We start from the raw sequence: 11,433 nt of genomic DNA on the forward strand, positions 1-11,433 counted from the left end.
AAGGGAACGATAAAGCAGGTGCCTTGTCTATTAGGATATAGAGGGGTGAGCAGGATGGACAAAACCTGGGAGCGAACAGACGAGCGGATGGAAGGCATCGACCCGGATACGGTGGTGCGCGAGCACTGGGGAGACGTATGGAAATACCTCTTCTTCATGACGCGCAGCCGCACCGCCGCCGACGATCTGACGCAGGAGACGTTTATGCGGGCGCTGCGCGCGCTGGACCGTTTCAGGCGCGAGGCGTCGGTCAAAACGTGGCTGATGCGCATCGCGCGAAACACGTTCGTGAATCATAGAAGATCGGCGTTTTTTCGCAGGGTGACGACGGTCGAGCAAGTGGAACCCGGCGGAACGGGACTGTCGGCGGAAAACGCATATCTGGCCGAAGCCGGGGAACGCCGGATCTGGGAGCTGGTATTCCGCCTTCCGGACAAGCTGCGCGAAGCGCTGCTGCTGGAGGCGCACTACGAGATGACCTCGCGCGAAGCGGCGGGACTGCTCGGGATTCCGGAAGGCACGTACAAGTCGCGGCTGTCCCGGGCGCGAAACAAAATGAGCGCAATGATCGCAGAGGAGGAACGGGCATGAACCGATGGACGGAACCGGAGAAACGAACGCAGGGCGAAGAGTCCGGACGGCCGGACTGGTACGAGCCGCTGCGGAGCGAACCGCCGGGCATGAGCAAAGAGCCGACGCTGTCGCAAATGCGCAGGATCAAGGAGGAATCGCAAATGCGAAACAAACGAACGGGAACAGGAAAAATCTTGCTTGGAACGGGACTTGCGGCCGCCGCCATATTCGGAGGCGTGTGGGGCGCGCAGGCGTCGGGCTGGCTGGATCAAGAGCGGCCGGCGCGGGTTGCGCAGGTCGACGAGCCGCAGGCGAAGCCGGGCATGGAGCAGCCGGAAGGAGGCGCGATCAACGGCGGGGAGCCGGAAGAAGGCGCGGACGCGCAGTCCGGCGAAGTGTCGCCGGTGCAGCCGGCGGTGGACGTCGATCTCGAACGCATGCTGCCGGTGCTCAAAGACGGCGAGACGCTGATTGGCGGACAGTACGTCGACCGGGAGCGCGGCTGGTTCGCTGTTCGTACGGATACAGAAGCGGAGGGCGTTTCGCCGGCCGCCGCTAAGGGCGTGCAGGTTATGCGAATCGCGAACGGCGCCGGAGCGGGCGGCGGGGAATTGAGCGCGACTTTGGAAGGCAGCGAGAATTTGAGCCGGGTTTCGTTCGATCTGCACGACGACGGGCCGAGCTGGATGCTGGGCGTATCGGGGCCTTCGGCCGGCATGATGGAGAAAAAGCTGTACCGCTCCGACGACGGCCGGAAGTGGACGCTGGTAGGCGATGTGGAGATGAAGGAGTATCCGAACGGGTTCCGTTTTAAGGATGAAAAAGAAGGCTGGGTCACGGCCGGATACCGCTACGATACGAAGCATCTGCCGCTGTATCATACGACGGACGGAGGCTTGACGTGGCAAACGCAGGAGATCGACGTGCCGCAGGACTACGCCTCGGGCACGGCTTTCCCGCCGGTGTTCGAAGCCGAAGATCCGCAGCGCGGCATTCTGGGCGTATCTTTCAAAGTAGACGATACCGGCGAGTTGTTCTCCAATCGGCTGTACGCGACGGAGGACGGAGGACAGACCTGGGCGCCGCAGAGCGGTTACGAATCCGAAGCGAAAGAAACCCCGACCGATTGGATGCTCAGCTTGCGCAGCAAAGCGATGGCTTCCACGGGCTATTTCTCCTACGGCGAAAAAGACGGCATGTACGAGCTCGGCAATATGTCGGCGTCGGAAAAAGGATTCCAGCTGGCGGTTGTGGACGAGAACCTGGTTGGCATGGTCGCGGGCGGAACCGTCGCTTATACGTATAACCGGGGCGGCACCTGGTACGCCGGAGCGGACGAAGCGCGAATCGCGATGAGCCGCGACGCGGAAGGGTCGGCGAGTGCTGCGGACCGCCCTGCGGGTGAATCGGAGGAAGAAGACGGAGCGTCCGCGGATACGCAGGATGACGCGCAGCGCATGCAGGCGTATATGGAAGCCTGGTCCGCCGCGGACGAGTTCAAACGGGCGGAGCTGACGGCATCGGCATCCGCGGCGTACAGCGAGCTGGACCCCGAATGGATCTCGCAGCGTCATGCGCTGCTGGCTTCCCATGCGACCGAGAAATACGTCGCTTATATGGAAGCCAACCGCCTGACGGCGCTGGCGCCGGCCGCCGCGGCCGAGACGGGAGCGGAGCTTTCGCTGACGGAACTGACATTTACGGAAAAAGAAATCGATCCGGACAAACAGAAGGTCGTACTCGATTATACCGGGACGCTGGAGTTTTCCAAAAATCACGATCCCGTCCAACTGAAAGGCTACCTGACGATGCAAAAAGAAGACGGCGTGTGGAAAGCGGCGGGCGACAAGTACAATCCGTCGACGTTCCAGACGCTGTATACGATCGGGCATCCGGATACGCCGGCGAAGTAAGCGGGGCGGGGCGAAACCGAGCGAGAAAATGGAAAGAGCAAAAATCGAAAAAGAAGGACTTCGCGTTTCCGCAGGGAAACCGCCGAAGTCCTTCTTTTTTGCGTTCGAACCGGTAGAAAAAGCAAAAAAAACAGGCGTCGGAAAATTCCGCTGCCTGGTCGTAGAAGTTCGCGAGGCGAACTTGATCTTACAGATTGTATTTCTTTTTGAAGCGTTCCACTTGGCCGCCGGCGTCCAGGATCTTTTGTTTGCCGGTGAAGAACGGGTGCGAATCGGAAGTGATTTCCACTTTGATCAGCGGGTACGTGTTGCCGTCTTCCCATTCAACGGATTCGTTGGATTTACGAGTGGAGGCGCTCAGGAACTGGTGACCCGTGCTCGTATCCATGAATACCACTGGCTGGTAATCCGGATGGATTCCTTGTTTCATCTATTTTCAACTCCTTCACGTAATAATCAATAATCACATACACTATATAGTAGCACAGGGCAAGCGTGTTGACAATATTGAAATCGGAAGAGGGCTGAAATATCAATTTTGGAGTTTTAAAGCTCGTCTTTTTTTAGCTGAATTACATCCATAAATTCGCCTTTTTTTCGTCTTCGCTTACTCATGAAAATAGTATCCTTATATTAACAGAAAAGAAAGATGAATTCTGTGGGAGGTGCAAATTACCGTACTAACATACAAGTTTATTTTGTTAATAAAACTTATTTAGGAGGAATCAAAAATGCCAAACACAGCAACAGTTTCTTACAACGGGAACACTTACAATTTGTTGGTCAACAGTTCTTTTATCTACAGTGGTACTCTTTCGCAAATGAATGCTATCCGTGATCGTCTTAATTACATTTTTTCGGATACGAATCGTGATCTTGATTTCATTACTCCTTCTTATGCAAATGGTTCGTATGTTGTATCTTGTCCAAGAGTTAGAAAGAATACAGGGCAGGTTACTTATCTGTATTCTGGATCCTCTTACCCAGAAAAACTCTATGAGCCAAGTAATTGGGAGAACACTGGAGGAGTGGGACAAACGGCTATCCTTACTATTACAGACTCTAGTACTCCTTGGGTGTCGGCTTTGCTTATCGCAAATAGACTGCGAAATGCGGTAATCCCTAATTTTTCTGGAGCTGATGGTAGCAATCCATTGAAAGCATTGATAGTACCCAGTAACAAATTAGCTTCATCTTCGATTATTTCTAGTAATGCTAGTTGCGAATTCTATGGGCATCCTTGTCAAGGAACGAATCCTGGGACAACATCGAGTGATTGTGGGTATGGTGATCTAACTTCTTATCAAAACATTCTAAATGTAACAGTTGGAAATGGTGAAGTTCTTCATCCAGGCGATTTGACTTGTGCAATGACTTCGAGTAATAGTTGGAGCTCACTGTATAGGAATAAGTTTATAAAAGTAATTAATAAAGCGAGTAATCAGTCTATTGTGGTAAGGGTTACGGATACGGCTCCGGCTAATCGAGGTGTAGAATTAACATATCGCGCATGGGTTTCTATCGGAAAACCAATGGGAAGTAATACAGTTCAAATTGAATTGATGGGAAGTTGAATCCGAAAATCCAAAATAAAAAGAGTGATCTGAATAGAATAATTTTCTATTCATGACGCTCTTTTTATTTTGAATTATAAATTCTAAATATTGCTTTAAAGGTAGAAGTGAAAATCCAAGTATTACATTTTGTATATGAAATGTATTCGAAGTGTAACTTCTATTCGGTGCAGCTATTGTATATTGTTTTTAAAAAGTTTTAGAGGTGATCATAAAATGAAAAAGATCTTATTTGCGAGTACAGTTACCTTGGGTTTAATGATAGGTGGTTGTAATGAAGCAAAGCAGGAAGCCGGGCTACAGAATCAGCAACAGAATGTAATGAAAATTGAGAGTAATAAGAAAACCGCTAAAAGTATAAGTCTTAGCTTTAAAAATGTGAATGAGGAGCAACAATTACAACCAATAAGTGGAGAAGAACTGCAGAATGTAAAGATAATCAAGAAGATGAGTTTAAAAGAAGGTGTTCTTTATATTTATCAAAAGAAAGAAGACTCTTCGGTCATGGCTTTGATTCAGCATAAGACTAATTTTTACTCATTGGGTCAAATCGGGTCTAATCAAGAATATGAGTATGATGCAAAAGAAATCGAAGTTTTTGGAGAAAGACTGCTTAAGATTACAGGCTCGCTGGGCGCTAATGCTCCAGTAAGTGTGTATATTGATTTGAAAGCGAGTACTCCAAAGTCAATTTTACGTGTAGAAGCAAATACTTTGGAAATAGATCTTGATCAAGATAATCGTTCTGAAATTATAGCTTCTGTAGGAACTGCCACAGAGACTTCGATTTATACCTTTAAAAATAATGAAATCAAGAATACAGATCTTAATCAGGAGCTTAATGCAACTATAGTGAACTATGAAGCGACTTCAAATAAATTCGAGATTTCGTTTAATAATAAAACAAAAAGAACTTATCAATACGTCTCGAATGAGACATTGAAAGAATTGTGATCGAAGGCTCAGACTTTATACGACCTAAAATCGCTTTTTTTCATTCTTTTATCGGACGGAAATCGGACGCTTCTCCGTCTCCGCTTGGAGAAAAACGCGGTAAGATTGTATCATCGGGAAGTTGAGCGAGAGGCCGGGCGCCGAAAGCTCGAAGAAGCTAAAATTAGCATAATCGACGGTTGCTGTCCTGTTGGACGAAGCAGCCGTTTTTGTATGCCTGCGCGGCGTAAACCGGATCTGTGCGAGACTCCCGAAGAAAGAACCGAAAGTTAAAAAGGTACAACGGCCGAGGCCGCTGCCGGAGTCATGGCGGCGGCCTCGCGTCCGGCTTGCGTAAAGAAAGGAGGACTCGTCATTCGCGAGATTATTAAGCGAGCTCTGGAAGAACGGGTGCCGGAACTGGCCGGACGCGTCGGGAATCTGCCGCCGGCCGGGCAGCCTTATGCCGGATACGGAGCGGTCGTGACCTTCGGCGAAGAAATTCGCAAGAACGACTGGGCCGGTTATCGGCGCATCGTCAAGGTCTGGCCGTATGCCGACGAGGAAGCGGGCGGCTTCGACAAAGTGGAAGAGCTGGCGGCCGGGATCGAAGCCGCGCTGCATGAAGCGGTGCTGGGCATGGAATCGCCGCGGATTGCCGATTCGAAGCCAAGCGGCGCATCGACTGCGGCGCGGGAGCGGAAGGACGATAGCGGCGCATCGGCCGCCGGAACAGCCGGATCGGCGCAGGCGCCGCAAAGCGGCGCGGAAGCGGGCGGGGAGGTAAGCGGCGGTCGGACAGCCGCCGCGCAGGACGCAGGAGAAGCTTTCACCTGCGTCTATCTCGGTTCCGCCGACGGCGACCGCGCGGATGCGGCGCTCGGAGGCATGACGCGCGGGCTGCGCTTCGCGGCGTACCGCCGTCCGGCCGGCGAAGCGGCCGGGCCGGGCGAAGCCGGCGCGGAACTCACCGCGCTGGCGGAGCTGACGTCCGCGCTGCTCGGCGCGGACTGGAAGATCGCGGCGGACCGCTGGCCGGCCGCGTTTGCACGCCCGTGCGTGCTCTGGCGGCTTGCGGGCAGCCGCAAAGTGACGGCGAAGCCGTCCGCTTTCGATGTGCGGCGGACCTACGCCGCGCATGTGCTCGGCCGCGGATCGGCCGAGGAGCGCGAAGCGCTCTCGCGGCTGGCCGAGCGGCTCAGCGCGGCGCAGCGGCTTGCGCCGTCCGCGTCGGGGCGGCGCGGGGCGACGATCGCGGACGTAGCCGCGGATCTGGAAGCCGACGGCTTCCTGAAAGGGCAGCTCCGGCTCGATGTGCTGGAGCGCGCCGCGGCGCCCGGCGGCGACCGGCCGGGCGAGACCGCACCGCCCGTTCTGATCGGGCGGGTGGAACTGAAACAGGCGGACTGACGCCTGCCGCCAAGATTGTCGACGGCTATTCGAACCAAAGGCGGGATGGATATGACGCAGAAGAATCGCAGCTCGGCCGCCGGCTATACGCCGGCCGAATTGATGCTGCACGCCGGCGAACTGTTCGGCGTGCGCGAAGAAGTCGTAAGCGGCGCGCTCTACTCGGAAACGGCGGAGCGCTTCACTGTGGAACAGGCGGCACACAAGATCAAACAATTTATGAAAGCGAAGGTGAAGTAATATGGCAGGCGGAATTTGGAGCACAACGGAAAAATCGGTCCTTCCCGGACTTTATATGAATTTTCAGGCGGCAGCGGCTTCGGCCGTTCAGCCGGGCAGTCGCGGTACGGTCGCGGTGCTGGTCAAAGGCAACTGGGGACCGGAACGGCAGTTTGTCGAAATCGGCAGCACGGCTGCGATCGGCCTCATTTACTCGAACGACGGCGAAGGCGGCGCCACGGCGTACAACTCGCTGCACCTTGCCCTGCTGGGCGGACCGAAGAAGCTGCTCGCTTACCGCGTAGCCGACAGTGCGGCTTCCAAAGCGGAGCTGACGCTCAAATCCGGCTCGGCCGACGCGCTGCGTCTGACCGCCGCTTACACGGGCAGTCGGGGCAACGCTTTTCGCGTCGCGGTTCAGCCCGGCGTGACCGATGCCGCTACGCTTGAACTGCGTCTGTACGAAGGCGCCAAGCTGCTGCGCACATTCGTTTCCGCGGACGGCAGCGCCGCGGCACTGGCCGAGGCCGTTAACGCCGATCCGGACAATCTGTGGATCACGGCCGAAGCGCTTGCTGCCGAATCGAAGCCTTCGCCGGTATCGGGCGAAGCGTTCGAAGGCGGCGCGAGCGGCAGCGGCGAACTGACCAATGAAGAATACATCGCGGCGCAGACCGCGCTCGAAGGCACCGACTTCGACGTGCTTGCGCTCGACTTCGCGGCCGATTCGGCGCTGCTGCAAAGCTTTGCCGGCTTTATCAAGCGTCTGCGCAGCGAAGGGCGCGGCGTGACTCTCGTCGTCGGCGGTACAAAGGCGGACGATACTTCGTCCAAAGCGGCCGAGATCGCGGCGGCTCGTTCGGCGGCGCTGAACCATGAAGGCATCGTCAACGTGGGCACCGGTGTCAAACTCAGCGAGATTTCGTACAGTTCGGCCCAGACGAGCGCTTACGTCGCCGGCCTGATCGCCGGCCAGCGGCTGAACGAATCGACGACGTACCATGCGGCTCCTTTCGACGATGTCACCCGCCGTTGGACCCGCTCCGAGCAGGAATCGGCCGTGAAGAACGGCGTATTCATCCTGTTCCACGACGGACGCCAGGTGAAGACGCTGCGCGGCATCAACACGCTGGTTACGCCGGGCGCCGGCCAGAACAGCGCCTGGAAAAAGATCCGTTCGGTACGCGTCATGGACGCGATCAGCAGCGATCTTCAGCGCACGGCGGAAGATTCGTACATCGGCAAAGTCAACAACACCGAAGAAGGCCGTCTGGCCCTGATCGGCGCGATGAAAGAGTACCTGACCCTGCTCGCCCAGAGCGGCGTGATCGAAGCGGACGGCTTCAATGTCGTGCTCGATCCGGCTTATTACGGCAGCGCCCCGATCCTGAAACCGGAAGCGGACCAGGTGTTCCTGCAGTGGAACGTCAAGCTGGCCGATGTGATGGAGCAGCTGTTCGGCACGTTTTACGTACAGTAAGATCGGCGGCAGCGGCCGGCAGTAGAATATTCCGGCCGGCAGCCGCAGTCTTTCGAGCCTTTTCGTAAACAGTAGAACCATTAAAAATCCGGCGCAAGCCGTTATCGCAATACAAAGACAACCCATTTTGAGGAGGAATTATTTTATGTTGGATGCTTCGAAAGTCATTCTCGGCACCTACGGCCAACTGCATATCGACGGGGTATGGCAAACGCATATCAATAAGCTGGAAGCGAGCGTGGAGATCGAGAAGCGCGAACTGAACCTGGTCGGCACGGACTGGAAAGTACACAAGAACGGCGCCAAAAAAGGCACCGGCACCATGACGGGCTATAAAGTGACGTCCGATATGATCCGCCGCGGCTTCCAGAAGTTCGATATCATCTCCAAACTGGACGATCCGGAATCGTACGGTCACGAGCGCGTGCGCCTGATCCGCTGCATGCCGGACAAGATCCAGCTCGCGAACTGGACGGCCGGCGAAGAAGTCGCGGAAGAAACGACGTTTACGTTCGAAGGCTACGAACTGCTCGATCCGATTACGGCGGGCTGATTGTAGGCGGCAAAAGTCTCAACGCACCGCAAGCGGCGCACGGGAGGTCGCGGAGCCGAAAATCCGGCGCGCGGCCGTTTTCCCATGCCGTTTGTCGCCTGAACGATCCACCCATTCCATTCAACCATCCGAGGAGGAACTGTAAATGAGCATCAACGAAAACCTGTCCGAAGAACAAATCCTGGACGTCCTGTTCGAAGCGGCCGACAAACTGCCCGAAGAAACGGTGGCGATCCGCCGCCTCGATCTGCGCATGACGCTGCGGGGCCTGACGTCCAGCAAAGTGGACGGCATCCGCGAGCGCTGCATGGTGCGCAAAACGGTCAAAGGCCGCACCGAAGAAAAAGTGGACAGCGAAACCTTCAACGCGCTGCTGATCTCCGAAGCGACGGCGAAGCTCGAAGTCAAAGGGCTGGAATTGAACGGCTGGGGCGATCCGCGCATCACAAGCCGGCTGAAGCTGTCGGGCGGCGAACAGGCCGTGCGCCGCATGCTGCTGGCGGGCGAACTCGACGCCGTCGGCGACAAAGTCCTGGAGCTGTCCGGCTTCGGCGTGGAGCTCGCTGACGTAAAAAACTGATCCACTCCGGCGGGGTGACGACGATGATGTACCACATGTGGGTACGCCATCATCTCCGTCCCGGAGAATTCTGGAAGCTGCCGCGCGGGGAGAGATTGCTGCTGCTGGCTTTTTCGGAAGAAGAGCTGGCAGCGCTGAGCGATCATAAATGAAAATTCATATGAAATAAGGAGGTGATCCTATGGCAAATCCAGCAGATTTTGCAGCTAGTTCTGGTGAACTTAAAGCTACTATACGCTACTTTGAACAGATCCAACGTGCTTCTGATCGGTTTGGACAAACAAGATATCAAAATTTGACAAAACTGAATAGCGAGTTAAAGTTTACTTCTCGTTATTTCGATCAAGTCTACAAAGCAGCTCGCAGGCTGCAAAGTGTTAATTACGATGTAGGCATCCAAAATTTAAAGCGGCAAGTGATTGCTACTTCCAAAGAGTTTTCTTCCCTTTACCTTGTAACTTCAAGATTAAGCCGATTGCAGATTGGTATTCAAATCGGACTGACTGACAATCTTACAAGCAAATTGGATAGCATTACAGAAAAAATCAAACAATTCAATAATCTTACTTTAAGCGCAGCGGGAACTGTGAAAGTGCAAATGGGAGAAAAACAGGTATCCGATTCAGAAGAAAATCCTGGTTTGAACAAGAATTTGTCAGCACTGGCCACTGTTGTTGAAGCAAATACACAAGCTATCCGAAGCAATACCGCTCAAATTTTGATGTCTCAACCATCATCTGCTGCTGAATCAACTGCTGAAAGTGAAGAGCCGAAAAGTATAGGAAGTAAGATCATGGGAGTTTTGGGCGGTCTGTATACCATTTTAGCTCTGGTAGACTTTTCTTATCGTGGATCTGCGAAAATGCGTCAAATGAACCAGCAGAAAAAGTTCTACCCTGATGCAAATGCAGGTGGAGGAAAAAAAGGTGGAGGAACTTCAAACAAGACGTCAAGCAATGGCGGATTAAACAGACCGAATCGCGGAAGGTCCGGTTCTGTCAAACTTCAAACTCCCGAAAAGGTTTCGCCTAAAGCACCGCCTGCTCCTAAACCTTTTTCTGACAAGCTTAAAACTTATAATGATCGTCACGGACCGATTAAAACAGGTGACCCTAAAGTGCCTTCTGCTCCTAAACCTTTTTCCAACAAACTCGAATCTTACAACGCTCGTTATGGACCGATCAAAACAGGAGAACCAAAGACAAGCGGAAATGTTCCTTTGAAAGCGGACAAGAAAATTGGCTCTAAAGCCATGAATAACCCGTTCAAAACGGTTACGAATGCTGAAAAAAGCATTACCGATAACCTTCCTAAAAAGTCTTTCATGAGTTCCATAGGAGAAAAGTTCAAAGCATTTAAAAATACCGAAAAAAACTTTGTTGAAAAAATACCTGGACAAAAACTCCTGAAAACAGGAGGTAAATTTTTGGGTAAGGCGTTCGTTCCACTTGCTGTTGCATCTGGAGTGGCTTCCATATTTCAAGCGCCAAAAGAAGAACGAGGCAAAGCTATCGGATCTGTTGTCGGAACTGCAGCCGGAGCTTTTTTCGGCGGCCCAGCCGGAGCTATGGTAGGAAGTTATTTGGGTGGGAAAGCAGGGGAATTAATACAACAAACAAAAGTATTCGAAAAAGGCGGAAAAGCTATTAGTGATGGAGTAAATTGGGTCGGAAAAAGATTCAAAAGCTTTTTTGGAAAAAAATCCGTAGAAGAATCTACAGCACCTTCTACTGTTGCAATGGCTCCGTCGCTATCCAGCACTACAAGCCCTGCAATAACTCAACCTAAATATCCGCAAATGCAGGCGGCAACAGTTGGTGCGGCTATGGCTTCGAGCGGTTTGAATACGTCTGCTGTGTATCAAGCGAATTTGGCTTCGAAAATTGCCGTTCCCGGCAACAACGGCACCAAAGCAGGAACGGAAGCTGTCCAACTCAGCGAGACCCAACTCGGCGCCATCTCCGGCATGCTCAAAGACTTCAAAACCGAGGTCACCAATCAGGTCTCCATCACCATCCCGCAGGGAGCGGTGCAGCTCGATATCCACGAAGAGATCGACTATGCCGAGATCGAAGGCAAGATTGGGGCCGCGATTGTCGCGAAGGTGCGGCAGGCGTTCAATAACTACAAGCCGAGCGGCGGAGGTTCCGGCGGGCCGGCACAGGCGATGGCTACGTAAACGGCATCAGGTGCTCGCT

The 11,433-nt window shown here is 53.6% G+C and carries 12 protein-coding genes; 11 read left to right on the forward strand and 1 reads right to left on the reverse strand.

Annotation, left to right across the window (positions count from 1 at the left end):
• Nucleotides 1-54: 54 nt before the first annotated feature.
• Nucleotides 55-591: an RNA polymerase sigma factor gene (locus QWJ34_RS02030; protein WP_302725378.1), complete on the forward strand. Its 537-nt coding sequence runs from the start codon at nt 55-57 to the stop codon at nt 589-591.
• A complete protein-coding gene (locus tag QWJ34_RS02035) occupies nt 588-2,486 on the forward strand; it encodes a WD40/YVTN/BNR-like repeat-containing protein (RefSeq protein WP_302725379.1) in 1,899 nt (632 codons plus the stop codon). Before QWJ34_RS02030 ends, QWJ34_RS02035 begins: the two co-directional genes overlap by 4 nt.
• Before the next feature lie 187 nt (nt 2,487-2,673).
• Here QWJ34_RS02035 and QWJ34_RS02040 read toward each other — a convergent pair whose 3' ends face one another.
• Nucleotides 2,674-2,916, reverse strand: a complete 243-nt coding sequence (locus tag QWJ34_RS02040) for a type B 50S ribosomal protein L31 (protein ID WP_302725380.1) — start codon at nt 2,914-2,916, stop codon at nt 2,674-2,676.
• A 301-nt stretch (nt 2,917-3,217) separates the two neighbouring features.
• On the opposite strand from QWJ34_RS02040, the gene QWJ34_RS02045 reads away from it, so the two are divergent.
• The 9 genes from QWJ34_RS02045 (at nt 3,218) to QWJ34_RS02085 (ending at nt 11,414) form a co-directional block, all read left to right on the forward strand.
• Nucleotides 3,218-4,060, forward strand: coding sequence for an RlpA-like double-psi beta-barrel domain-containing protein (locus QWJ34_RS02045; protein WP_302725381.1), 843 nt, complete (start codon nt 3,218-3,220; stop codon nt 4,058-4,060).
• A 216-nt stretch (nt 4,061-4,276) separates the two neighbouring features.
• The gene (locus QWJ34_RS02050; RefSeq protein WP_302725382.1) at nt 4,277-5,014 is read left to right on the forward strand and encodes a hypothetical protein; all 738 of its coding nucleotides are present in this window, start codon (nt 4,277-4,279) and stop codon (nt 5,012-5,014) included.
• Between the two features lie 390 nt (nt 5,015-5,404).
• The gene (locus QWJ34_RS02055) at nt 5,405-6,403 is read left to right on the forward strand and encodes a hypothetical protein (RefSeq protein WP_302725383.1); all 999 of its coding nucleotides are present in this window, start codon (nt 5,405-5,407) and stop codon (nt 6,401-6,403) included.
• Nucleotides 6,404-6,454: 51 nt separating this feature from the next.
• A complete protein-coding gene (locus tag QWJ34_RS02060) occupies nt 6,455-6,643 on the forward strand; it encodes a YqzN/YkzM domain-containing protein (RefSeq protein ID WP_302725384.1) in 189 nt (62 codons plus the stop codon).
• A 1-nt stretch (nt 6,644) separates the two neighbouring features.
• Nucleotides 6,645-8,102: a phage tail sheath family protein gene (locus tag QWJ34_RS02065; protein ID WP_302725385.1), complete on the forward strand. Its 1,458-nt coding sequence runs from the start codon at nt 6,645-6,647 to the stop codon at nt 8,100-8,102.
• A 145-nt stretch (nt 8,103-8,247) separates the two neighbouring features.
• Nucleotides 8,248-8,655 carry a phage tail tube protein gene (locus QWJ34_RS02070; RefSeq protein WP_302725386.1) on the forward strand — a complete coding sequence of 136 codons (408 nt, stop codon included), beginning with the start codon at nt 8,248-8,250 and terminating at the stop codon, nt 8,653-8,655.
• 145 nt (nt 8,656-8,800) lie between these two features.
• A complete protein-coding gene (locus QWJ34_RS02075; RefSeq protein ID WP_302725387.1) occupies nt 8,801-9,235 on the forward strand; it encodes a phage tail assembly chaperone in 435 nt (144 codons plus the stop codon).
• A 23-nt stretch (nt 9,236-9,258) separates the two neighbouring features.
• A complete protein-coding gene (locus QWJ34_RS02080; RefSeq protein WP_302725388.1) occupies nt 9,259-9,387 on the forward strand; it encodes a hypothetical protein in 129 nt (42 codons plus the stop codon).
• A gap of 29 nt (nt 9,388-9,416) precedes the next feature.
• On the forward strand, nt 9,417-11,414 hold the full coding sequence (locus QWJ34_RS02085) for a DUF456 domain-containing protein (protein ID WP_302725389.1): 1,998 nt from the start codon (nt 9,417-9,419) through the stop codon (nt 11,412-11,414).
• Nucleotides 11,415-11,433: the final 19 nt, after the last annotated feature.

The organism is Saccharibacillus sp. CPCC 101409 (assembly GCF_030518235.1).
Classification (GTDB): Bacteria; Bacillota; Bacilli; order Paenibacillales; family Paenibacillaceae; genus Saccharibacillus.